The organism is Prevotella sp. LCP21S3_D2, from assembly GCF_052118345.1.
Classification (GTDB): Bacteria; Bacteroidota; Bacteroidia; order Bacteroidales; family Bacteroidaceae; genus Prevotella.
Window position 1 is genome coordinate 79,276 of the sequence record NZ_JBQKHJ010000002.1, and the last position, 25,184, is coordinate 104,459.

The 25,184-nt window shown below is 43.2% G+C and carries 21 protein-coding genes; 14 read left to right on the plus strand and 7 right to left on the minus strand.

Annotated elements, in window-relative coordinates; translation table 11 throughout:
* Positions 1-67 precede the first annotated feature (67 nt).
* From ACTQ16_RS02285 to ACTQ16_RS02295, 3 genes are all read left to right on the plus strand, one after another.
* Complete coding sequence (locus ACTQ16_RS02285; protein WP_441935905.1) at positions 68-1,324, plus strand: nucleotide sugar dehydrogenase; 1,257 nt, start codon at positions 68-70, stop codon at positions 1,322-1,324.
* A gap of 96 nt (positions 1,325-1,420) precedes the next feature.
* Positions 1,421-1,888 carry a MaoC family dehydratase gene (locus ACTQ16_RS02290; protein ID WP_153123145.1) on the plus strand — a complete coding sequence of 156 codons (468 nt, stop codon included), beginning with the start codon at positions 1,421-1,423 and terminating at the stop codon, positions 1,886-1,888.
* Between the two features lie 136 nt (positions 1,889-2,024).
* Positions 2,025-2,834, plus strand: a complete 810-nt coding sequence (locus tag ACTQ16_RS02295; protein ID WP_153123147.1) for a TerB family tellurite resistance protein — start codon at positions 2,025-2,027, stop codon at positions 2,832-2,834.
* A gap of 79 nt (positions 2,835-2,913) precedes the next feature.
* Here the strand turns inward: ACTQ16_RS02295 and ACTQ16_RS02300 are convergent, their stop codons facing one another.
* Together ACTQ16_RS02300 and ACTQ16_RS02305 are read right to left on the minus strand one after the other, a co-directional pair.
* Entirely contained in the window at positions 2,914-3,741 is an 828-nt protein-coding gene (locus ACTQ16_RS02300; protein WP_153123149.1) for a zinc ribbon domain-containing protein, read from the minus strand.
* Between the two features lie 31 nt (positions 3,742-3,772).
* Positions 3,773-4,630 (minus strand): Nif3-like dinuclear metal center hexameric protein, encoded by an 858-nt coding sequence (locus tag ACTQ16_RS02305; protein ID WP_294970108.1) that lies wholly within the window; start codon positions 4,628-4,630, stop codon positions 3,773-3,775.
* Positions 4,631-4,936: 306 nt separating this feature from the next.
* On the opposite strand from ACTQ16_RS02305, the gene ACTQ16_RS02310 reads away from it, so the two are divergent.
* The 4 genes from ACTQ16_RS02310 (at position 4,937) to ACTQ16_RS02325 (ending at position 9,867) form a co-directional block, all read left to right on the plus strand.
* A complete protein-coding gene (locus ACTQ16_RS02310) occupies positions 4,937-6,085 on the plus strand; it encodes an agmatine deiminase family protein (RefSeq protein WP_294970105.1) in 1,149 nt (382 codons plus the stop codon).
* An 80-nt stretch (positions 6,086-6,165) separates the two neighbouring features.
* A complete protein-coding gene (locus tag ACTQ16_RS02315) occupies positions 6,166-7,041 on the plus strand; it encodes a carbon-nitrogen hydrolase (protein WP_441931646.1) in 876 nt (291 codons plus the stop codon).
* Positions 7,042-7,080: 39 nt separating this feature from the next.
* Positions 7,081-7,989: an AEC family transporter gene (locus tag ACTQ16_RS02320; protein ID WP_294970102.1), complete on the plus strand. Its 909-nt coding sequence runs from the start codon at positions 7,081-7,083 to the stop codon at positions 7,987-7,989.
* A 99-nt stretch (positions 7,990-8,088) separates the two neighbouring features.
* Positions 8,089-9,867: a hypothetical protein gene (locus ACTQ16_RS02325; RefSeq protein WP_441935908.1), complete on the plus strand. Its 1,779-nt coding sequence runs from the start codon at positions 8,089-8,091 to the stop codon at positions 9,865-9,867.
* 88 nt (positions 9,868-9,955) lie between these two features.
* On the opposite strand, the gene ACTQ16_RS02330 is transcribed toward ACTQ16_RS02325, so the two are convergent.
* A complete protein-coding gene (locus ACTQ16_RS02330; protein WP_441935910.1) occupies positions 9,956-11,845 on the minus strand; it encodes a C10 family peptidase in 1,890 nt (629 codons plus the stop codon).
* A 279-nt stretch (positions 11,846-12,124) separates the two neighbouring features.
* Here ACTQ16_RS02330 and ACTQ16_RS02335 point away from each other — a divergent pair, with 279 nt between their 5' ends.
* The gene (locus tag ACTQ16_RS02335) at positions 12,125-12,886 is read left to right on the plus strand and encodes a NigD-like protein (protein WP_441935912.1); all 762 of its coding nucleotides are present in this window, start codon (positions 12,125-12,127) and stop codon (positions 12,884-12,886) included.
* Between the two features lie 105 nt (positions 12,887-12,991).
* Here the strand turns inward: ACTQ16_RS02335 and ACTQ16_RS02340 are convergent, their stop codons facing one another.
* Complete coding sequence (locus ACTQ16_RS02340) at positions 12,992-13,498, minus strand: very short patch repair endonuclease (RefSeq protein WP_294970090.1); 507 nt, start codon at positions 13,496-13,498, stop codon at positions 12,992-12,994.
* 181 nt (positions 13,499-13,679) lie between these two features.
* Complete coding sequence (locus ACTQ16_RS02345; protein ID WP_441935913.1) at positions 13,680-14,576, minus strand: Rpn family recombination-promoting nuclease/putative transposase; 897 nt, start codon at positions 14,574-14,576, stop codon at positions 13,680-13,682.
* 879 nt (positions 14,577-15,455) lie between these two features.
* Between ACTQ16_RS02345 and ACTQ16_RS02350 the strand changes: the two genes are divergently transcribed.
* The 5 genes from ACTQ16_RS02350 to ACTQ16_RS02370 all read left to right on the plus strand — a co-directional run bounded on the left by ACTQ16_RS02350 (position 15,456) and on the right by ACTQ16_RS02370 (position 20,390).
* On the plus strand, positions 15,456-15,656 hold the full coding sequence (locus ACTQ16_RS02350) for a hypothetical protein (RefSeq protein WP_441935915.1): 201 nt from the start codon (positions 15,456-15,458) through the stop codon (positions 15,654-15,656).
* Between the two features lie 285 nt (positions 15,657-15,941).
* Positions 15,942-16,268, plus strand: a complete 327-nt coding sequence (locus ACTQ16_RS02355; protein WP_295347463.1) for a nucleotidyltransferase domain-containing protein — start codon at positions 15,942-15,944, stop codon at positions 16,266-16,268.
* Positions 16,259-16,663 (plus strand): HEPN domain-containing protein, encoded by a 405-nt coding sequence (locus ACTQ16_RS02360; protein ID WP_295347465.1) that lies wholly within the window; start codon positions 16,259-16,261, stop codon positions 16,661-16,663. Before ACTQ16_RS02355 ends, ACTQ16_RS02360 begins: the two co-directional genes overlap by 10 nt.
* Before the next feature lie 60 nt (positions 16,664-16,723).
* Positions 16,724-18,643: a DUF4268 domain-containing protein gene (locus tag ACTQ16_RS02365; RefSeq protein WP_441935917.1), complete on the plus strand. Its 1,920-nt coding sequence runs from the start codon at positions 16,724-16,726 to the stop codon at positions 18,641-18,643.
* A gap of 7 nt (positions 18,644-18,650) precedes the next feature.
* Positions 18,651-20,390, plus strand: a complete 1,740-nt coding sequence (locus ACTQ16_RS02370) for an LlaJI family restriction endonuclease (RefSeq protein WP_441935919.1) — start codon at positions 18,651-18,653, stop codon at positions 20,388-20,390.
* A 4-nt stretch (positions 20,391-20,394) separates the two neighbouring features.
* Here the strand turns inward: ACTQ16_RS02370 and ACTQ16_RS02375 are convergent, their stop codons facing one another.
* Together ACTQ16_RS02375 and ACTQ16_RS02380 are read right to left on the minus strand one after the other, a co-directional pair.
* Complete coding sequence (locus ACTQ16_RS02375; RefSeq protein ID WP_441935920.1) at positions 20,395-20,787, minus strand: (deoxy)nucleoside triphosphate pyrophosphohydrolase; 393 nt, start codon at positions 20,785-20,787, stop codon at positions 20,395-20,397.
* Positions 20,788-20,814: 27 nt separating this feature from the next.
* A complete protein-coding gene (locus ACTQ16_RS02380; protein WP_441935922.1) occupies positions 20,815-23,586 on the minus strand; it encodes a DUF3427 domain-containing protein in 2,772 nt (923 codons plus the stop codon).
* A gap of 558 nt (positions 23,587-24,144) precedes the next feature.
* On the opposite strand from ACTQ16_RS02380, the gene ACTQ16_RS02385 reads away from it, so the two are divergent.
* On the plus strand, positions 24,145-25,020 hold the full coding sequence (locus ACTQ16_RS02385) for an Rpn family recombination-promoting nuclease/putative transposase (RefSeq protein WP_441935923.1): 876 nt from the start codon (positions 24,145-24,147) through the stop codon (positions 25,018-25,020).
* The last annotated feature ends 164 nt before the right edge of the window (positions 25,021-25,184 follow it).

Consider the following 25,184-nt stretch of genomic DNA (forward strand, 5'->3'; position numbering starts at 1 on the left):
TATAGTTAATAATGTATGGGTACTCATCATTATTGAAGGTACCTAAATATATAGGTTATAAAGCAAAATGGCAAACGACAATATAAAAAAGATAGCTGTGGCAGGTACTGGCTATGTTGGTCTGAGTATAGCAACACTCCTGAGTCAGCACCACGAAGTCGTGGCAGTAGACGTGATTCAAGAAAAAGTGGATCTCATCAATAACCGCCACTCTCCAATTCAGGACGAGTACATAGAAAAGTACTTATCCGAGAAAGAGCTGAATCTCAAAGCAACAACCAATGGGGCTGCAGCTTACAAAGATGCAGACTTCGTTGTAATAGCTACCCCAACCAACTATGACCCTGTCAAAAACTACTTTGATACATCCCATGTAGAAGAAGTCATTCAGTTGGTAAAAGAGGTTAACCCAGAAGCCATCATGGTAATTAAAAGTACCATCCCCGTAGGATATACAGAAAACATTTGCAAAAAAATGGATTGCAACAACATCCTCTTTGCCCCAGAATTTCTACGGGAGAGCAAGGCACTTTACGACAACCTCTACCCTAGCCGCATAATCATTGGTCGTCCAAAAGACAATGAACGACTAGACAAGGCTGCCCATACCTTTGCTGCTCTTTTGCAAGAAGGTGCCATCAAGGAAAATATCGAAACCCTATATATGGGACTAACCGAGGCAGAAGCCGTAAAACTCTTCGCCAATACCTATCTGGCTCTCCGCGTAAGCTACTTCAACGAGTTGGATACCTATGCCGAGATGAAGGGACTTGATACCAAAGCCATCATAGACGGTGTAGGGTTGGATCCCCGCATCGGCACATTCTACAACAACCCTTCGTTCGGATATGGCGGCTACTGCCTTCCAAAAGATACCAAACAGTTGCTGGCAAACTACGCAGACGTACCAGAGAACCTGATCCAGGCCATTGTAGAGAGCAATCGCACCCGAAAGGATTTCATTGCAGACCGTGTGCTCAATAAGGCAGGCTATTATGACTATGCCAACCAGAACAATTATAACGAGGAAGAAGAGAAATCATGCGTCATCGGTGTATACCGACTCACCATGAAGAGTAACAGCGACAACTTCCGTCAAAGCAGCATACAGGGCGTGATGAAACGCATCAAGGCTAAAGGCGCACAAGTCATCATCTATGAGCCAACCTTGAAAGACGGAAGCACCTTCTTCGGCAGCCGGGTGGTGAATGATCTCGATGCATTCAAGCTGCAGAGTCAGGCTATCATCGCCAACAGATACGATAAATGTCTGGATGATGTAGAAGAGAAAGTTTATACTCGCGATATTTTCAGAAGAGACTAAGAGAGTGAAGAATGAAGAGTGAAGACTTCAAAGCTTATAAAGCGCAAGCCTATTTAAATGTTAGATATTAAATAATAAACATCAAAATAGATAAAAATGGCAAAATTAGTAATCAATTCCTATGAGGAATTTGCATCTCACCTCGGTGAGAAGTTAGGAGAATCAGACTGGTTGCAGATTGACCAGGAACGTATCAACAAGTTTGCAGATGCAACTCTCGATCCACAGTGGATCCATGTAGACGTAGAGCGTGCCAAGGTAGAGAGCCCTTACCACAGCACAATCGCTCATGGTTATCTTACCCTCTCAGTATTGCCTTATCTCTGGCAGCAGATTCTGGAGGTAAACAACCTTAAGATGCTCGTTAACTACGGTATGGACCAGATGCGTTTCGGCCAGCCAGTCATCACTGGTTCACGTGTTCGCCTTGTTGCTACCCTCCACGACATCCAGAACCTTCGTGGCATCTGTAAGACCAGCATCAAGTTCAGCATTGAGATTGAAGGTCAGCGCAAGCCTGCCCTCTCAGGAATCGCATCATTCCTCTATTATTTCAACAACTAAAGAGGAATATTCATAAAAGATACAGAAAATTGTCCTTCTGCTCAAGACGACACGAGAGAAGGACATTTTCTTTTCAATTAACAGAACGGTTTCTCTATTCAGAAAGAGAATTCCTTTCATAAATACCGATATTTTTATGGCAGCAGGAAAATGGATAGGCGGATTTCTCGGTTTCATCACCGCCGGCCCTCTTGGAGCCCTGGCTGGCTTTGCCCTAGGCTCTCTTTTCGACCACGGACTGGACGAGGTAAACAAGGAGGGATACAACAACCGGGAATATAGCAATGCCTATGAAGCCTACAGCGGGCAGCGCCGAAACTATGAAGGCGAGCGAAACTCATTCATGTTCTCGCTCCTCGTACTCTCCTCATACATCATCAATGCTGATGGCAAGATTATGCATTCAGAGATGGAGCTGGTACGCAACTTCCTCCGACAGAATTTTGGCGAAGCAGCCAAACAGCAGGGAGAAGAAATCCTCCTCAAACTCTTTGAACAGCAGAAACGTATTGGCATGCAACAGTATCGCAGCGTCATTCAAGACAGCTGTCATCAGATACGTTCCAATATGATGTACGAACAACGTCTTCAGTTGCTCAACTTCCTGGTTATGATAGCCCAAGCCGATGGTGTTGTGTCCCAAGCTGAGATACAGGCTCTCAAGGAAGTAGCCATCCACATGGGATTATCAGCAGAAGACGTTGATCAGATGCTCAATCTTGCGAGCGGCTCATCATCAGACAGTCTTGCTGACGCTTACCGTATTCTCGGCATCAGTCCGGAAGCCTCCAATGATGAAGTAAAAGCAGCCTATCGCAAGATGGCGCTCAAGCATCATCCCGACAAGGTGGCAGCATTGGGCGAAGACGTACGCCGTGCAGCAGAAAAGAAATTCCAGGAAATAAACGATGCCAAGGAACGCATCTTTAAAGCAAGAGGAATCTAACCAAAAAACGCCCTGAAAAAGTAAAAGCCAGAAAAATGCTGCTTTTACTCTTTCAGGGCGATTTTTATTTTACTATTTTTTATTCTCCGTCTTCAGCCTTCTTCTTACGGATAGCGCGCTTGCGCTTTGGCTTCTCTTCAGTAGCAGGAGAAGCTACCTTGATACCAGCCAATTCCGGGTCGATGAGAATACGTCCACAGTACTCACAAGGGATAATCTTCTTGTGCATCTTGATATCCAACTGGCGCTGAGGTGGAATCTTGTTGAAGCAACCACCACAAGCATCACGCTGTACGTATACGATACCGAGACCATTGCGAGCACCCTTACGGATACGCTTGAAGCTAGCGAGCAAACGTGGCTCAATCTTCTTTTCAAGCTCCAGAGCCTTCTCCTTCAAACGCTCCTCTTCCTCACGGGTTTCAGCCATGATGTCTTCCAGTTCAGAACGCTTCTCTACCAAGCCCTTCTCGCGGTCAGCCTTCTGCTCCTCAGCCTTGTGCAAGTCGAACTCACGCTCACGAATCTGCTGCAATCCCTCGCGAATCTTCTTATTGCAAAGCTCGATTTCCAACTCCTGGAACTCGATTTCCTTACTCAAAGTATCATACTCACGATTGTTGCTTACAGTCTCGAGCTGAGCATGATAGCGCTCTACGCTAGCCTGCGCATCAGCAATTTCCTGCTGCTTCTGAGATACTGCACGGTCAAACTGCTCCATCTCGCGCTGAATATTCTCAATACGAGTTGTCAAACCAGCAATCTCGTCTTCCAAATCCTCAACTTCGAGAGGCAACTCACCTCTTAACTCACGATTCTGATCAATGCCAGATAAGGTAACCTGAAGCTGATAGAGAGTCTTCAACTTCTCTTCCACTGTCAAATCTGTAGGATCTTTCTTTGCCATAATTCTGTATATCTAATTTTTAAACCTTATTTTATAAATATATAATTGGATTCGTATTAATTTCCGAGATATAGCATTTTGCTTCCGGGAACTGTTCCTGGATAATGCTACGGAAGATTTCGCTGGTGAACTGCTCGCTCTGATAATGTCCGATGACACAAATCTGTATTTCCTGTTCATGACCGAAATACTCATGATAGCTCATCTCGCCCGTGATAAAGGCATCAGCTCCAGCCTGGATAGCCTCTTCCAGCAGGAAGGAGCCCGAACCGCCACAAAGCGCCACCTTGCGGATTGGTCGGCGCAGAAGCTGATTACACTGCACGCACTCTACACCGAATCTTTCACGAAGCAGCAGCACCAGGTCATCAGCAGCAATTCCTTCAGCAAAGTGATTCTTCACCTCTTCAGAAAGTTTGCCAGCCTCAGCAGCTTGCCGAATATCCTCATCCGAGATTTCTCCGATAACTCCATTTCCGCCTTTCACTCCGTCCACTTCCTTTTCACCACCGAAGAACCTGACATTTTCCAGTCCCAGTTTCTCAGCAATCTTGAAGTTCACGCCCCCCGTCGCAGCATCCATATTGGTATGCATCGACACGATAGAAATATCGTTCTTAATCGCCTTGCGCACAGTACGTTGAACGTAGTTTTCATCTGATATTCTCGCCAACTTGCGAAATATCAGCGGATGATGGCTAACGATGAGATTACATCCCTTTTGAACAGCCTCCTCCACCACCTCTTCAGTGACGTCAAGACACAACAATGCCCCTGACATTTCTACCGCCTCTGTCAATCCAACTTGCAAGCCGGCATTATCATATCCTTCCTGCAAGGGCAGAGGCGCGTAATGTTCAAGGGCATCAACTACCTGTTTTATTTTCACGCTCCTATTATTATGTTTTAAAAGACTCATCCTGCCCGCTCATCATTCCTGCGGACATAGATTTCGCCTGTTTTTATCTTTTTAGATTGCAAAGTTAAGCATTTTTCCTTGATTTTATCCTTATTCCGCTCTCCCTTTAATCTTTTTTAATAAAAACTTTTGCTTTTGCATAAAATATTCCACAAAAATACTCGGAAGTTGTAGATTTTTTATTAATTTTGCAAACATATTAGAAATAACAAAAAAAACAGATAAAAAGCCGAGCCCAAAAAGCCGAGCTTGGAATTTGACTAAAAAATACAGCTTATGTATCAATCCACATTGCCTTGCGATTTCGCACTCCCAGCAGAATGGGAGCCACAAAGTGCCATCATGCTGACATGGCCACATGCGGGCACCGATTGGAAGCCCTACCTGCCAGAGATAAGCCAGACTTATCTGGAATTGGCAGACATTATTACCCGCTATGAGCATCTGCTTGTAGCTACACCCGACGTGACTGGTATCCAGCTCCTGCTGGAAAACCATCTGAATCAGGAGCAAATGAACCGTATACATCTCTACGAGGTAGAGAGTAATGATACCTGGGCACGTGACCACGGCCCTATCACGATGGTTTTGCGGAAAAAGCAAAACACATGGATGGTGCCAATCCGTATGCTCGACTTCAAATTCAACGGTTGGGGAGAGAAGTTCAGATGGGAAAAAGACAATGCCATCAATCTGAAGCTATACTATATGGCAGCCTTCAATGCCGACATGGAAAACCATCAGGGGTTTGTACTGGAAGGTGGCAGCATAGAAAGTGACGGTAAAGGCACTCTCTTTACCACCTCACAGTGTCTGCTGGCTCCTCATCGCAACCAGCCGCTCGACCATGACAGCATCGATCATCTGCTCAAGACTTTCTTCCATCTCAAGAGAGTGGTATGGCTGGATCATGGCAATCTCATCGGTGATGATACAGATGGTCACATTGATACCATCGTCAGAGTGGCTCCTCACGACACCTTATTATATGTAGGGTGTGATGACCCGGAAGATGAGCAATATGAAGACTTCCAGGCACTTGAAAAGCAGCTTCAGTCGCTTTTCACCTGGGAAGGATACCCGTATCGACTGCTCAAGCTCCCGATGCCAGACCCAATCTTTGATGAGGGTGACCGCCTGACTACAGACAAAGACAGCAAGGGCGACCGCCTGCCTGCCACTTATGCCAACTTCCTGATTCTGAACAAGGCTGTGATATATCCAACCTATAATCAGCCAGCGAAGGACGAGGAGGCACGCAAGCAGATCCAACTTGCCTTCCCAGACAGAGACATCATCGGTGTAGATTCCCGAACCATCATTCGCCAGCATGGCAGCATCCACTGCCTCACCATGCAATTGCCAGAAGGAGCCCTGAAAGGAGATAGAAATGATTATCCGGAGGCTGCCCAGTGGCAGACATAAAGGGTTGGGCATAAAGTTAGATGTTCGAAATCTAAAGTCCAAAGTAAAGAAGTTCAAAGTAAATAAAGCAAAAAAAGTAAATGAAACTCGGTATTTTACAACAACATAATACGGCAGATATAGCCAACAACAAAACCCGCCTCGCTGAGGGCATTATCGACCTTGCCCACCGCGGTGCGGAGCTCATCGTTCTTCAAGAGCTTCACAATTCCCTCTACTTTTGTCAGGTAGAAGATGTTGAGCTCTTCAATCTCGCAGAGCCAATCCCTGGTCCGTCAACAGAATTCTATGGCAAACTGGCGAAAGATCTCGGTGTGGTTATCGTAACCTCACTCTTTGAACGCAGAGCCCCAGGACTTTATCACAACACAGCTGTCGTCATAGAAAAAGATGGCAGTATCGCAGGCAAATATCGCAAGATGCATATCCCAGACGATCCTGCCTATTACGAAAAGTTCTACTTCACCCCTGGCGACCTCGGTTTCCGTCCTATCCAGACTTCAGTAGGCAAACTGGGTGTTTTGGTTTGCTGGGACCAGTGGTATCCGGAAGCAGCCCGACTCATGGCATTGCAGGGAGCAGAAATGCTCATCTATCCTACAGCCATTGGTTATGCAACCTATGATACACCGGAAGAGCAGCAACGACAGCGCGAAGCCTGGACCACCGTGATGCGTGGTCATGCGGTAGCCAATGGTCTGCCTGTTGTCGCCGTAAACCGAGTAGGCTTTGAACCTGATCCTAGCGAACAGACTGGAGGCATCCAGTTCTGGGGCAGCAGCTTTGTTGCAGGTTCTCAGGGCGAACTCCATTACCGTGCAAGCGATCAGGAAGAAGAAAGCCTGGTTGTTGACATCGACCTCAAGCACAGTGAGGATGTACGCCGTTGGTGGCCATTCCTCCGCGACCGCCGTATAGAAAACTATGGAGACATCACCAAGAGATTCATAGATTAAAGAGATTATAGATAAATTAAGGTATAGATTTTCAGGATAATGCAGAATTTAGAAGTGATGGTGGTATTGTTCATCATCGTAATTTTAGGCTATGTCGCCTGCAAGTTAGGCTATATGGGCGACAAATTTGACAAGAAACTATCCAGCATCGTAGTGGACATAACCTGTCCACTGCTGGTGCTGTCATCGGTAATGGGGGATGAGTTGCCCGACCGCACGCTCATCCTCCCACTTTTAGGAGTCGGTTTCCTTACCTATATATTATTATTGGTATTTGGCTTCTGGGTTCCACGCCTCATCACCAAGAACCATGACGACCAGGGCATGATAGGCTTCGCCTTGATGTTTGCCAACGTGGGCTTTATCGGATACCCTATCGTATCGAGCATCTTCGGTCCGAAGGCCATCTTTTATGCAGCCTTGCTCAATATGCCCAACACCTTCTTTATCTTTACGGCAGGTGTGATGCTCATCAAGGGTGAATACAGCATCAAGCAGTTCAATCCTAAGGTATTGGTGAGTCCAGCCTTGCTGGCAGCTTTCCTTGCCGCCCTTCTGGTTGCTTTCGGCATCCATACCCCCGACATCATTGCCCGCCCTGTGACGATGGTAGGAAACGTTACGGTTCCAGCAGCCCTTATGATTATCGGTTCTTCCATGGCAAAGCTTCCAGTCAGAGAGATTATCGGAAGTCCGAAGGTATACATTTCTTCTGTTCTCCGCCTAGCAGTGGTTCCACTGAGCATCTACTTCCTGTTCAAGGCGTGTGGCGTCAACGATTTGGTAAACAATATCAATACGGTAGTCATAGCGATGCCTGTAGCCAGCTTCGGCACCATGTTCTGCCTGAAATACGGTCGCAATCCATCGCTCATCACTGAGATGACTTTCATCACCACCCTGGGCAGCATCATCACCATTCCTCTGATTACACTGCTGTTTTCTTGATTTTTTCATGATAAGAACCATAAAGTTAGGGAAAAATTTCACTATTTCCTATTTTTGCTCTATCTTTGCAAGTCGAAAAAACTTAAATGGTTATTATATATGATATTAAACAGTCTTCTTAAAAATACCCGTCTGATGTGTCTGGCTGGTTTTCTCGGCATTACATTGCCCCAGATGACCGCGGCCCCGATAGAACATATTGGCGACAGATACATCATGCATGTTTCAGAAATGGAACTTACCGGTGAAGAATCTCTCCTCGATGTTCTGATGATGTGTCCTGAGGTAATCAGCCTCGATGGCAACAACATCATCGGCGGTGATCCCTTTGCCAATCAATATGGAAAGTTCGTCATCCGTATCGACAATCAGGAATACGGACTCGACTATGCTACCCTGCTCCACCATTTCAAGGCTTGTGAGATTGAAAGCATCAAAGTTTGCCAGAATGCAGAAGTGATGAAGGGCTGCAGCAGTCTGAAGAAAGTAATCGACATCACTCTCCGCAAGGGCGAAAACGGTGTGAGCGGAAGAGCGGGACTCTTTGGTGATACCTACGGCGGTGGCAAGGGTATCGTCAGCGTTCTGAGCCAGCAGGATGACCTGCGCATCCTCAGCCACGTAGAAGGCAACTTCCAACGCACCTCCAATAGCGATAAGGATGCTTATCAGAATCAGAGTTCCAATACCATCAACCATTACTCGCATGAGGGAGCCAAGCTCAATGTTCTCTGGACTCCAACCAGCAAAGACATACTCGAAGTGGATGCGATGCAGACCTATACCCGCAATCATTTCACCCATTCACCAGCCGAATATGTACGTGCCTATCATCTGCAGGCAGACTATACGCGGACACTAGGCGAGAATAGTTCCAGCATCCTCTTCACCTTGGGTGCAGAACATATCAGCGACAATGGCAGAACCCAGGAAGAAAGCCAAACCTTCCCTTATCAGAACCACTCCACCTATCCGTTTGCGGTGGTAGAATATGCCACTCCGGTCTTCACCAAAGACCTTTGGATTACGGCAGGTTTTGAGGGCGGTTTGTCCATCGAGAAGAATTGCATTGCTGATTACATCAACCATTCCAACTACGAGGATTTCTATGTCCAGCTGGATTACAATATCGGCAAGTGGGGATTCATGGCTGGTGAGCGATACCGCATCATCAATTTCCGCCCTAAACAGATCAGTTCTGTCAGCAACTGGAAGCATACCACCCACAACCACATCTACTCATTCAGTACATACTATACCTTCACTCCGGGTCATACCCTGCAAGGCACCTTTTGCCGCCGCATCTTCAATCCGGAATTTGGCGACTTTGTGACTGCGGGAGATATGGAGGGCGCATGGAAGCCAACCTATACCACCGATATCAGGAATAGTCTTGCCAATGTTATGGAATTGAAGTATACCTACAGCAAGCCGAATCTCGTGGTCAGCACCTCGGTGAAGAACATTCACCAGCATCTGATAGACAACAACCACGACAACACATTAGGCATCGGAACCACCGCCTTCTGGCATACCGGCATCCTTCGCCTTACCGCTGGCTTCAACTACTTCTGGGAGCGGGCAGAAACACCAGTGGAAGAGACATCATTAAGAGATACCAGCTATCACAATTTTGCCGTCTTCAAGTTGGCTCCTCAGCTTACCCTGGCAGATGGCTGGCGTCTCACCTCTAATCTCATCTGGTGTACTTACCGTCATACTGCTACTCCTGCCTATACCCCTGCCAATCTCTATGCGGAAGTAGGAGTCTACAAGAATATCGGCAAGCACCTTACCCTGGAAGGCAGATTCCATGATATTGCCAGTCAGCACTTTGGCAACCGTGCCGCTACAATCGGCTGCACCTATTACTTTTAAAAGTGAGTAGTGATAAAAAAAGTCCCCTGATGCTTTGCAGCACCAGGGGACTTTTCTATTGTTTAATTGATTTATCGTCAGCAAATGATTATTTTCTAATCATCTTCTTTCCATTCTGGATATAAATGCCCTTAGATGGAACATTTGGTATTCTGCGACCGTTGAGGTCATACAATGCAGACTTCCTTGTCTTATTATCTACTGTTACCGAACGGATGCCGGTAGTGGTTTTAACAACAAGATTATAAACAGGTTTTATACCAACAGATATACCATAGAATTTAGCACCATCACTGAATTGATAAGCAAGAACCTCTCCACCATCCAGTTCAAGACTGCTCTCTGTAACACTCTCATCCATCTTTACGTCGAAATAATAAGGACAGCCCTGCAATGGCTTGCCATTGTAGAATCTGCTAACCCAATTATAAGTTGAAGGTGCCTCAATAAACTCAGCCCCTTTGCCTAATTCCGCCTTCACTTCGAATGTACGAGGCTGGAATCCCGTAGCAGGCAAATGTACTTCCGTCATATCAGGTCCGAAGATTTCTACATATTCGTCAGTTCCCTCTTCCTTAGATACAATAGCCAGGTAGTCACCATCCTGTGCATCCACCGGACAAGCTTCACCTAATGGAAATTCGGGGTAATAATATCCAGGTTTTAAGGCCTTAATTGGTTTTGCCCCAAAGACTTCACGGATTTCTCCCTTGGCATTCTTCAAAGCTATTGCTATTTTTCCGGTATACGAATTCTCCCCCTGACACTGAACCGGTAAAAGATACAGAGTCAGGTTCTTACCAGCCTTTACATCAGTAACGTTCATATTCATCGTTTCCAGATAACCATCAACCTTGATAAATCTCAGATTAGAAAGGACTTCCTTACCGTCAGAAGGCTGAAGCGCAAATACAGCAGCTTGAGATGAATTGTACTGGTCTCCCTGTGGCGTTCCGTCAACTTCAGGATTGAGGGCACCGACGCGATAGAATCCATCACAATATCCACCCCAACCCCAATTTACTCTGAAACTTTCATCCTTATAGCCATCAATCACAAAGGAGTGACCTCCTACATTGGCATCAGAGGCTGCATACAGAACCGGACGGTTGGCATCAATCTCAGCACGCAATCTGCCGTTCCAGGCTTCAGCACCCAAATCCTCTATTTTCAGATGTCTAGCATACTTACTGTAACCGAAATACTTTTTCAGAGCAGTTACCAGGTCTTCCAAAGCAGATGCACTTCCTCCATTGGCATATTGCATATTCACAGCAATACCCAGGTCAGACATCAGTCTGGCAACACCATCAAATGCCGCATCATTATCACCAGTATACCTGACAGGCATATTAGCCCAGTCATAATCATGCTCAAAACTTGCGGTAAGGTTCTGACCATTCCAGGTATAGGAATGAGACCCAACGCCCTTTGCAGGATAGCCATGATGTTTCATCACAATAGCACCCGCTGTAGCCACACATCCCGTTACATAATTATTCGGAGTATACTTGTTGAATGGAGCCCCCTGGTTCCATTTCGCCGTATTCAGCAGTTTTTCTCCAGTAAATTCGGCTCTTGTCGAAGTAGTATTTGCCTTATAGTTTTTACCCAATGCAGCAATCTGCTGCTCATAGCTCTTCAGCAAATCTTTCAAACCCTCAGGCAAGTTGTTAGCATCAAACGCCCCCGTTGAGGTATAACCCAAAACAGGTGCCACCGCATCATCGCCGGCAATGATGACAAATCCACCGGCATCATTATTAAAAACATAGTAGGAATCATTTCCCAGAGTAGAGAGAGATGCTGTAGAGACCACTCTGCTCTTAGCCTTTGCCTTCATAGGCATCTGCTTTCCCCAGAAACTGTAGGCTTGCTGTTGAGCCTGCCATTGGCTGATTCGCTTAGCTTGAATAGTTGCCTGTCCACACACGAGCAACAAAACAAGCATGAATTGAAATTGTATCAGTCGCTTCATACGCTTAAATATTAAAAGGTTATTACTTTTCTTCTATTTGGTCTTAGAATTACTTTCGATTGCAAATATATAAAAAAAAAGTAATACAAAGCAAGAAATAATGCAAGTTTTTTAACGCAAAAGAAACTTTTTCCGTAAAGAGCCACTGTCTACTATACTGCAACAATCGGCTGCACCTATTACTTTTAACAATCTTTTTCTAAATCAGAAGCAAGATTTCCGTTCACTTCTCATTTTATCATCAGAAAAGATAAATAAAACAAGAAAGGAACAATAAGTATGAGAAAAATTAATTTCAAGAAAATCGGATTGGCTGTAGCCATGCTGCTGTCAGCCTTCACCTTCCAGTCATGCAATGACGATGACGATACCGATTGGAGCCAGGTATTACCAAATGCCCTGGTCACAGTCAAGCAGAATGGCGACGCCTGCTACCTGCAGCTCGATGACAACACCACCCTGCTCGCCCAGAACCTCAAGTCTACCGTTTTCGGCGGCAAGGAGGTACGTGCACTCGTCAACTACTCTTCAACCAATGAGAAGAGCGACCAGTACAATCAGGTAGTGCATGTCAACTGGATAGACAGCATCCTGACCAAGAAACCGGTACCATCACTCGCTTCTGATGCAGAAAACAGCGAGAAATACGGCAACAACATCGTAGATATCGTCCGCGATTGGGTAACCGTAGCCGAGGATGGCTATCTCACCCTCCGCTTCCGTGCTCTTTGGGGTGGCATGAGTACACATTACATCAATCTCCTTACCGGTGTAAACCCAGAGAATCCATACGAGGTAGAGCTTCGTCACAACGTAAATGGTGACCCACAGAATTACTGGCGTGATGCCCTGGTAGCCTTCAATCTCAACGATGCCCTGCCAGATACCAACGGCAAGACGGTGAAGCTCACCATCCGCTGGCGCTCAAGCCAAGGCTATAAGAAGGTAGATTTCGACTACTGTTCCCGCAAACCTATCACCAGCGCCAAGATGCTGGAAGGCTATAGCGAAGCAGGCGAAATCAACAGAGAAATCAGATAAAAGAGAAAAATCCCCTGATGATTCCAATTCCGGACTTCATCAGGGGATTTTTTTAACACGGACAAATTGAATTTGTCCGGACAACCACTTGGATATGTTTCATTATTAATCACGATGCCTTGGATCCGGTTCCGCTACCATTGCCGGCTTTTCTTCCGGCAATTCATACCTCCTGATATGATGATCTTCCAGGAAGATATGGTTTAGCGTAAAGGCCAGGGATTCCAGGGTCTTCTCCCTGACAGCCGGCTTCAGTTCGCATTCCCATATCACGATGGTATGCCATCCCATTTCAGCCAGCCGATGCAGCACTTCATGGTCCCTCTCCCGGTTCCTCCTGATCTTCTCCATCCAGAACTCTGTGTTCGATTTCGGCACCACATAATATTTGCACCCTTCATGTCCATGCCAGAAGCACCCATTCACTAGAATGCAGGTACGATACTTCCTGAGCACGATATCCGGCTTTCCCGGCAACCGTGGATGATTGAGCCGATACCTGAATCCCCTAGCCCACAGGAACTTCCTGACAAGAATCTCCGGTTTGGTATCCTTGCCCTTGATTGCCGCCATATTATTGTGGCGCTGTTCTATGGTCATTCTATCTGGCATACGCTTTATTTACAAAGACTTCTTACTTCTGTTTTTTCAAGCTATATGCTCCTCTATATGAAAAAATTCCGCAGTTTGCGGAACTTTTCTCAGATTCATTGTAAAACCCAAAATCGTCAGCAGGCTGTTGAAGATTTCAAATTATTGGTTCCTAACTCTTGAACCACTTGCGAAAGCTTTGTTAATTATGTTGTTCCAAATTCTTAATCTCTTCGATAGATAAGCCGGTGGATTTTGCAATGACGTCTATTGGAGTATTGTATGTCAATAGGTTCAAAGCAATCTCTTTATTTCTCTTTTTTTCTCCTTTTTCTATACCTTTTTCTATACCTTTCTCTATACCTTTTTCTATACCTTTTTTCATTCCTTTCTCCTCAGCATGCTTATATACCGCATAATTGTCCCACATGACCATCATGCTGTTATCGTATTTCTCCTGTTCCTCTTTGGTCAGAGTCTTGGAGTCGGCTATTTCTGCCAGTCTCTTGAATATCTTATGCTGAGCCTCAAAAGGCATTTGTTCCAAAGTCTCCATATGCTTCAAATTATAAATCCAACAATCTAAGAACGTAGTACACTCTTCCTCTTTCTTCTTGAAAAGAGGCATTACCAAATAGATTAAGCGGATCTTGTTAGAGTAAACCTCTCCGCTATCCTTGTCTGCCAGCACAACGTCTGTTCTGAAATTCTTGGGTGTATTTTCATCTACATCAAAGTTCATGAAACAGATAACATAAACGGGTGTGAGATGATAATCCCATTGTCCTCTTATGCCTTGGTCTACTATCGTCTTCGATGCATAGTAGAGAGACCGGTCGATGAAATAGGTCTGGCTCCTGTTTTGCATTTCAACGATAATGTGCTCACCTGTGTCAGTTTCGCAAAAGACGTCGTAGATGATACCTCTCTGGTCTTTTGTTTCTGGCAACATCTCCTTGTCCTTAAACTTCACATCCGTGATATGCTGCTCTCCCAGGAGCAACTGGTTCAAGAACTCAATCAGCAAGTCTTTGCTGTACTCCTGGCCGAAGATTCGTTTGAACGACCAGTCTGAGAATGGATTGATGTATCTTGCCATATCTTTGCGATTTTATGTTCTCGCTGCAAAGATACACTTTTCTTTCGTAACTTCCAAGAAATTAACTAAAAAAGTTCTCTAATTCTAATTCTTGACTAAAAAAGATACTAGCAGCTTGATAATGTCTGCGGCATAAATGCCCATTAATTATGAATTTGAGCCAGAAGATGTAAACAAGGAGAACTTATCCATAGCAGAAATGAGCAGTAAGAAACTCGACTGGTTTCGCAAGGTCTGCGCAGCAGTACTTTAGATACCTTGCCCCACACACCCTGAAGGACCAGAAGCTCCTAACCCAGGGCATGTGGTGCCTAAGAGGGTATTCAGTATTCAGTATTCAGTTTTTTTCGCGATAGTTAGCCTTCCTATGGTTATAATCTGTAAGTAATTATTTTATATTATATATTATTATATATAATAATATATAATATACTATCTATAGAGAGGGTGAAAACAACAGCGAAAAAAACTGAATACTGAATACTGAACACGTTTCCCGTAATCGGGTATTACTTTGTAATATTATGATTTATACCGCAAAACATAGTTTTCTATACCGCAAAACATAGAGATGTGCCCCATAAAACATAGAGTTAGTCTTTTTAACTTAGTTTCAAATCGTAAGCTGCAGAAAATCGATTCTTATCACATGCCAAAATTTGGCAGATACCGAAATTCTTCGTATCTTTGCACCAGCAATCTAAGAAAACGCCTTATATGCCTGAAAACGGTTATCTATGATGACCGGGGCGGGGGATAAATGATGACAGGCGCCACTCATCAATGATGCCCCCGAAAAGGAAAGGAAACGGGGCTTCCGGGGAGATGAGAAAAATGAACCTTTTAACACAAACGACTATAATTAATTACAGCATCATAATGCGTAGCGTGAACGCAAATCTCCTGGCTATCAACCAGGCAAAGAAGGAAGGTAAGACCATCATTGACCTCAATGCTCCAACCACTCCGGAGGAAGGCGATGACGGAACCAGCGGTGGCGGTTCTGCTACTGGTGGCAGTGAGAACACAGGAGGCAGCGATGTAGATATCTATGTAGAAATGCCCCTAAGTTTTTTCTGATAGTCCGTCTGAAAGCATACCTTGAAGCCCTTCTGGGCTGCCCTGTTGATATTATCAGAAAGCATCACCACCTCAATCCCTTCCTTCTCAAGGAAGTTGAAAGAGAGGGGATTGAAGTGATTCATCTGAACATTTAAACTAGAAGAGAACAAATACATGAAAATCTGAAGAATATTCCACAATGTTCAGGAATCATTCTACCATATACCTTGTAAATCATGTAATAATTCATAAAAAAGAAGACTTTTGCTTGTCTAATTCAACTTTTTATCTTATCTTTGCAATATGAAGAAGGAACAAGAACATACATTGACTGCTATCCGTGAATGCCTGGCTAAGAATATGCCACCATACGGAAAAGCGATACTTTTTGGCTCACAAGCTAGAGGTACCGCAAGGGATGATAGCGACTGGGACATTCTTGTTATCTTAGACAAGGAACAGCTTCTTCCTTCTGATTATGACAATGTTACCTATCCTCTTACCGAGCTAGGTTGGGATTTAGGCAAAGAAATAAATCCTGTAATGTATTCCGCTAAGGAGTGGCAGAAATATAAAATTACACCATTTTATAAAAACGTAGAAAAGGAAGGAGTAAGATTATGGGGCTAACAAACGATGAAAGAAGTTCTTTAGTAGAACTTCGTCTGGAAAAAGCAAAAAGATTTATAGCAGAAGCAGAGCAAATGCTTTCTATGGGATTATGGGATTTGGCAGCTAATAGGTTTTACTATTCTTGTTTCCATGCTGCTCAGGCACTATTAATACATTATGGGCTTTCGGCACATACTCATGCTGGTACTTTAGGCGTATTTGGCATGAATTTCGTTAAGACAGGTAAAATTGACAAAGAACTTGGTGCATTTTTCTCCAGAATGGAGCAATTAAGAATGAAAGCTGATTATAACTGCGAATATGATGTAAGTAATTCAGATGTCGAGAATATGCAGCAACCAGCTCATGACTTTTTAAATAGCATCATCAAACTTATCAACGAAAAACAATAATGTGCAATACAACTTTCACCCGAGAGTCGTACTTTTGCCGAAACATCATTAAAGAACAACATGGAAGATTACGATAAACTTATGGTTGGCGACCAATCTACTGACGGGCGCATTATAATTGCAGACAAAGACAGACTTTGCTATCAAGTAAAATTAGAAAGCAAAGGTGCTTTTAGCATGCGTACCATATCCAAGCAATTACTGAGAGAATTTATAGACTACTATAAAAAGAATCCCAACAAAAAGGCTGAGGATGCCAGAGTAGAACTCAAAGAATTATCTAATATTGATAAATTTGAATATGGCTACAGCGCAACGTTGACAGCTATGGCAAAGATGGTTCTTGACCCAAAGAACGAGCTTATAAGAAAGGGTATCTCTACAGATTCTTTTTCTACAGAAAGTTCTTTACTTAAAGCGGCAGGACTTCAACAGATCTACTATGGTGCTCCAGGCACAGGTAAATCAAAGGCAATCAAGGATTTGACCTTTAGTGAAGACGTTATTCGAACTACATTCCATCCAGACTCAGATTACGCCTCTTTTGTAGGTACTTATAAACCTATTACAGAAGAAGTTGTACTCCGAGATTGTAATGGCAAAAAGGTTATTGATGAGGAAACCGGAAAGGTTGTAAAGGAAGACAGAATTGCCTATAAGTTCATTCCTCAGGCTTTTCTCGAAGCCTATGTTGAAGCGTGGAAGAAACTTGGTAGCAAAAAGAGTGAAAAGAGCGACAAAAGCTATAATAGGATCCACCCAGCACTTCTCGATACTCCAGATATTTTCACTAAGAATAAGGCATCAAAAAAGCAATATCTTATTATCGAAGAAATAAACAGAGGTAATTGCGCCCAGATCTTTGGTGACCTATTCCAATTGCTTGATCGCAACGAATATGGCTTTTCTGATTATCCTATCGTAGCAGACAAGGATATGCAGAAATATCTTGAAAAGGAATTTGAAGGATGGGAGATTACGAATAAAGACAAAATCAATCAGCTCTATGGCGAAGCCAATATGGTAAGCCTCATCATGAGGGGAGAACGACTTGTTCTGCCTTCCAATCTTTATATTTGGGCAACAATGAACACCAGCGACCAGAGCCTCTTCCCTATCGACTCTGCCTTTAAGCGCCGCTGGGATTGGAAGTATGTGCCTATTCGCGAAGGTCGTGACAAAGAAACCAACGCTCCTCTCAACTGGTACATCAACACGGGAGATAAGCAGTACAAATGGTGGTCATTTATCAGCAAGGTTAACAACCTGATTGGTTCACTTACCAATTCAGAAGACAAGAAACTCGGCTATTTCTTCTGCAAGGCAAAGGATGGCGAAATCGATGCCGATTTATTCGTAAGCAAGGTTATCTTCTATCTCTGGAATGATGTATTCAAGGACTATGGTTTCGATGATAAGGACTTTCAGGATGAAGAAGGCAAGATTCTGTCTTTCGATAGATTCTATGAGGATAAGAACGGCACAACCTACGTTGATATAGCTATCGTTGAGCAGTTCTTGGAGAATTTGGGAGTAGATGAATTCATCCCTGAAAAAGGAGAAGAAGAGGAAAATATTGATGCTGCCCCAAGCAACAACGAAACTAAAGGCAACGATAATACAAAGTACAAATTAAATGGCTCTAACCCGCTTGGCAAAGGTGAATTAGGTATTTCCATCATTAAACAATATCTGAATGAACATCACGAGATGAAATATTCAGAAATCAAAGAAACCTTCCCAGATACTATGCTTGGAAAGGACTTGAAACTCATTGGATTAATCGTCACTCGTCAAGAAATAGAAAACTCTGTAGAAAGTTACAAGAAAAAAGCCTATGGCTTTTATAAAAAAGATAGAAAATTCTATTCGTCTGATGGAGTCGAGTTCTATGTAAGCAATTGGTGGAATATAACAAACATTGATTCGATTATCAAATTCGCAAAAGAACAAGGCTGGACTGTAGAAACAATAAAATAAAGACATTATGAGAATCCTCATAGAAGAACATCAGTATCAGGCTGAACAGATTATGGATGTTCTGCACGGCATCGACGCCATGCAGGACATTGATGGCAACGTCAGCATCAACTACGTTGGGTATTACTACAATATCCAGCTCAACGATTGCGTCTTTATTTTGCCGAAAGTACTGCTCGAAGACACCTCAGAGGGCGAAAAAGTATTCAGCAAATACGCCCCGGAAACCATCGTCAACCTGAACCAGAACAACCCACTCTCTCAACAGGAGAAAGACTTCATCTATGAGTTCTCTGTCTGGATTTACCGCACTATCGAGGTTTACAACAATACCACCAGAAACGGCATTGTCTATCACCAGAAAATAGCGTGCCTCGGTAAAAGTAACAGACAAATCAACAACACATTCCTCGATATTCTGCTGGCTCTCATCGACTTCAACAAGCATAACCAGGATTTCATCTTCTTCATCCTGAAGAACATCCATTCCGGTTACAACCGCATTCATTGGTCTAAGACCATATCCACCACAAGAGCCATTGTCTGCAAAAACAGTCCTGTTTATACCAATCCTGTTAACAGGAAGAAACAGATAAACTTCGATGAAGAATTACTGATTATTTTCTTTTCCATCCTGAACTATATCAGCGAAAGATATGGTTTCACCAATCATATCAACTGCAATTTCCAGTTAATCACAGGTTATCGTTTCAAGACTTATCTAGATGGACTAGGAAAGACCAGACTCCTCCAGATTAAATACAAGTACTTTTCTGATAAAGCATTATATCTCTGGAAGTTATGCTATGACTTCTTTGACAACGCCAAGCGCATGAACACCCAGAAGGAACGCAAAGAGTATCTTCTGGTTAAGAGTTTCAATATCGTTTTCGAAGCCATTATTGATGAACTTCTGGGAGAAAAGAACATCCCAGCTGGTCTGAAAGAACAGGCTGATGGCAAACGCATAGACCATTTGTACACCTACCAGAACCTGATTACAAGCAAAGATCCAGAGCCTGTTTATTACATCGGTGATAGCAAATATTATAAGCTTGGTCATGCCATCGGAAAAGAATCTGTATATAAGCAGTTTACGTACGCCAGAAATATCATCCAGTGGAACCTGAACCTCTTTATGAATGACGACAAGGACGATGAAGAGCTCCAATACGACAAGCGTAACTTTGGCAACGTACCAAAGCTCCGTGATGATTTGACGGAAGGATACAACATCATTCCGAACTTCTTCATTAGCGCAAAGATGGCAGAGAATCTATCTTTCTCAGACCAGGTATCGTCAACCGACAGGGAACATAAGTGCTTCAATACCCAGCATTTCAATAACCGCCTGTTCGATCGAGACACCCTCCTAGTCTTCCATTACGATGTAAACTTCCTCTATGTCGTATCTCTGTATGCCCGTCATAATGAGCACCAGAAATTTTCCTGGAAGAACAGAGTCCGCAAGATGTTCCGGGATGAAATCCAGAAAATGCTGGATGAAAGATATGAGTTCTATCGCCTTACACCGAAAGAAGGTACTCAAGTAGAAGAATTCGTCAACAGGCATTTCAGAATGCTTATCGGCAAAATCTTCTCTCCATCAAAAGGCAATGATTATCTGATACTTGCACTCGAAAAAAACAATTCTGATGAGAAGCAAAAAGAAGAGATAATAGAGGCTACCAAGGAGAAATTTCATCTAGAGGAATTTGCCTTATCAACTAACGGCAAGATTGACTAGCGTATTATAAGATACTTTCCACTACCCCAACATCCGCTGCAGCCCAGTCGAGCCCCTTCAGTTCTTCTTTGCTGCACCACTTGCTATCAGCATGCTCCCTTCTCCTGAACCCATCAACCTCAGCTTTTGGAGTACATAGATAGGCTGTCATAGTTATCGAGAAATCGGGATATTCGTGATTCACGGTCACCAACTTCTCTCCTACTTCTACTGGATATTCCATCTCCTCCAGCAACTCACGAGCCAACGCCTGTTGAGGAGTTTCACCTGGTTCTATCTTGCCCCCAGGGAACTCCCATTTATAGCTGGTATATTCAAACTTCGTCTTGCCTTTCTGCATGCAGAGAAACTTGCCTTCATAGCAAACCACGGCTGCAACCACATTATAATGTTTCATTGTCTTATCTCCTATTTAAAATTTCATTTACTCCATCCATTGGAAATCCTCCTGCAATTCCTGCGGCAACGGATTATCCATGTGAATATCATACAATATGGAACCATTCGTCGTGGCACCCTTTCTTGGATTCTCCAAATACCCTGTTCCAATATAAGTATATGGCAGAGTAATGCCATTCTCGGCACTCACCTTTCTCACAAATACCAATACCCTTTTGGCTGCCCGCTGCAAAGCCTCATCCTTGGCAGAAATACGGGCAATACTTTCCCACTGGAAAACATCTGGCGACAAGAACTTGTCATTATACTTCAAATGTTCATACAGCGAGGCATCCTTCTTTAAACCCGCAAAGATATACATATTGCCATTTTTATAATAAGTGCCATACTGATTGTGCTTCGGATTTTCCAGTATTTTCAAGAGCACCTGGTCCTGACGATAATCCTGCCACAACAGGAAATCTTCTTTCGTTTCAGCATATCTTGCCTCATATTGCGTCAAGCCATAGTTGAGCAAATCTTGCAGATACGCATCATATTCATCTTCTCTTTCGCCACATAAATGCACTTCATCCGCTTCTATCTTCACAGCAAATCCCTCTTCCAGGAATCGCAAAGCGTGCTCCAGTTGCTCATGCCTGAAGCCAGGAATCTCCTCCTGGATATTGGCTTCTATGCGAGATAAAGAAGTCTCTCCCTCCAGTAAATTTCTGATTACTAGATACTCGTGTTCTCTTACCAAAGGCAAAAGACTTGAAAGATAGTTGATGCAAGCAATCTGCTCTTCTGAGAATACAGGCAAATCCTCTTCCTCTATGCCCTTCAAGAAGCCATAATAAGAATTGGTTTTCTTGGAACCAATCTTTATCTTCATGAATTTCAAGAGATTAGGAGCATAATCACTATTCATATAATCCATGTGCGATGGATAAGACGGAGTCTTCAAATATGCCTTGAAATTCTGATAATCCATCTTCAGATAGTTGACGCGATTGAAATTCTCGCTCTCTATCTTGTCAATGATTTCTTCTTTAGAAAGATCGTCGATATGTATCTCAACACCATAATTGTCCAGACCTAAACTTTTGAAATCATTCCTTACCATAAACTTCAAAAGTTTCTTTTCCAAGATGGAATTTCGGGAAAGACTACCAAGTGCCAAGGCTATATGAACGCTACGCTTATAGCTGTTGCCGATGAAATCGAGTATCGTAACATAAGGCTTGTTGGCATACTTACGAAGTCCTCGACCCAATTGCTGTAAGAAGATGGTACTCGATTCCGTTGGGCGCAGGAAAAGCACCATGTTGACACCAGGAATATCCACACCCTCGTTCAGAATATCTACAGCAAACAGGATTTCCAAATCCCGGTTTTCATCTTGCAAATCATTGTAGGCACGAATACGTTCACCGGTCTTGCTCTTACCACTCAAGAAAGCTGTATGATAATAATCACCCAGATTATCAGCCATCATTCTAGCATGCTGGATGTTTCTACAGAAAGCCAGAGCTTTCAGTTTCTGTCCTTTCATACGATGTTTCTCTATCTGTTGATGGATAAACTCACAGTTCTCTGGTGTAGAAATCTGTGATATCATACGGCGTTCTCCTGAAGCAGTCAAGCCATAATCAACCAGTTCGTCACGAATGCCGAAATAATGGAATGGCACAATCAGATCATTGATGATGGCATCACGAAGCCGCAACTCGTATGGGATATTATTGCCGAAAATCTCTACTACATCCTGATTATCCATTCGGTTCTCGGTAGCTGTCAAGCCCAACAGGAACTCTGGCTCAAAATAGTCGATGATTTTCCGATAACTGTCCGCAACAGCATGATGACACTCATCGATGATGATATAATCGAATTCCTTCTTATCAAAGAGTTCGAGTGAGCGGCACATAGATACATTGGTAGAAAACAGAAAATCTTCTTCTGTTTCCTTTGCTTCCGCATTATACAAGCCGCAAGTTTTAGAGCCACCAAATACCTTTTGGAATGTCTCTAAGGATTTCTTCAAGATAGAACCCTCGTGCACAATATAGAGTAATCTGTCTGGGTTGAAATTGAGCGCATCAAATGCTGCCAGATATGTCTTTCCGGAACCTGTAGCAGAAATCACCAAAGCCCTCTCCTGTCCGATGGCACGGTAACGATTCAATTCTCGAAGCGCTTTGCGCTGCATATAATTAGGCTTGATATCGGAATTCGCCATATCGTAATCCATATCCCAACGCTCTATAGCAAAACAGAGTTTTGTAGAGTAATCCTTGATTCTATCCTGTGATAATTCATAAGTCTGGTTCCAAAGATTTTCAAACTCATTCATTGCATCAAGATAAGCCTCGGTATCACGGTCGCAGTTTACAACCAAATCCCACTCTATGTTTTTCAACAAAGCATAGCGAGTGATATTAGATGACCCAACAACCATCTCGATTCCATCTTCCATCTCGAAGAGATAGCCCTTGGAGTGGAATCCATTGGTAGAATAGTTTTTCTCATCGTGGAAGCATTCATCATCCAGATGGCATTCAAAATTGGGATATCGAGTTAGGCTCATAAAAAAATTCAAGGATTCTACATCCGTGAAGTTCTGATAGGTAGAAGTGATGATTCTTCCTTTGGCTCCACGCTCTACAGCTGCTTTGATATCTTTAGACAGGAGTACCAAGCCGGCTTTCTTGATAAAGCTGACCGAGAAATCAAATGCCTTGCAGCGACGCAAGTTCATCTGAATGGTTGACAGGAAGGTTGTCTCTGTATAATTTGTTAAGAATCTCGATTTCATAAGCCTTGTATTTTATTTCAAATGCAAAAGTACAAAAAAGAATTCATGCACGTTCCTTTTTCTTATGTTTTCTCACATATTATGTTCATTTTTCTAGAATTTCAATCAACATCTTCTTTCTTACAATGCAAGAATCCGACTTCTTACCATAATATTAAAAGACAATATAAGTTTCGCAATATACATGAAAAAGTTTTTTCCATATTAATGCCACATTTGCCACACTGCACATTAACTATCTGATTTACAGAAAATAAAGCGTGGCAATAAGAGCATTTTTTATTGCCACTTATTGCCACCTAATGCCACGTGCACGAACACAAAAGCTTTTCTAACATACTAGAGAAGCAATTCTATCTAAAACGTTTGTTGATTGTCAATAAGTTACAAAGACAAAAAATATAATTGGGGACTTTTTCTAGTGGACTCAGTTCTTCACTTTTTTTCCCCTAACCTTTTCCTTACCCTCTTTTAGAAAGAAAATTCTGGAATTTCTTGGCAGATTCAATAAAAATGCGTATCTTCGCAGCAGATTTATAGAATCTAAAATAATTAATTATGGGTAGATACATCAACCCTTTTACCGATTGGGGCTTCAAGCGTCTCTTCGGTCAAGAGTTCAGCAAGGACTTGCTGATTAATTTTTTGAACGACTTGTTTGAAGGCGAGTTTCAAATCAAGGACGTAACATTCAAGGATAAGGAACAGCTTGGAGAAACGAATGATCTCCGTGGCTGCATCTTTGATATCTATTGTGTAACCGACGATGGCAAGCATTTCATCGTTGAGATGCAGAACAGATGGGTACCTTTCTTTGTGAATCGTTCCATCTATTATGCTAGTAAGGCTTTTGTCGCCCAGCGCAAGAGGTTTGATGAAGCAGGTGAGCGCACTCCTGTTTTATACCAGTTTGTGCCGGTTTATGTGGTTTGCATCATGAATTTTATGCCAAGGGGGCACGAGGTGACAAAGTTTAGGACAGACGTGGCTTTAAGAGAAAAGTCCAGCAACTCTATGTTTTCTGATAAGCTTCGTTTCATCTATCTTTCTCTTCCCTTCTTTGATAAGAGTGAGGAAGAATGCGAGACAGGTTTTGAAAAATGGATTTATGTATTGAAGTATATGGAAGTATTGGAAAGATTGCCGTTTACGGCACAGAAGAAGATATTCGATCATCTTGCTAAATTGGCAGATGTTCGTTGCTTGAGTAGTGAGGAACAGGAAAAATACGATGAAAGTATTAAGGCTGTTGACGATTACTACTCCGGTCTTTATGGCTCTTATGTTGAAGGCGAAGAAAAAGGAATAGCTAAAGGTAAAGCGGAAGGTAAAGCGGAAGTAGCCCGTAACATGATGGCAATGGGTATGCCTTGGTCTCAAATCGTGCAGTTAACTGGATTAACAGAAGAACAGCTGAAGCAACTTCAGTCGTAGTGAATGCTATCATTCTTATAAAAATCTGCCCACGTTCATGAGCATGCTTACTCATGTACATGAGCATCCATACCCATGTACATGAGTAAGCATGACCGAAACGATGAACAAATGTGACCGAGGCCGTCGGGCAACTTTGCCCAAGGCTTCGGGCAAAGTTGGGC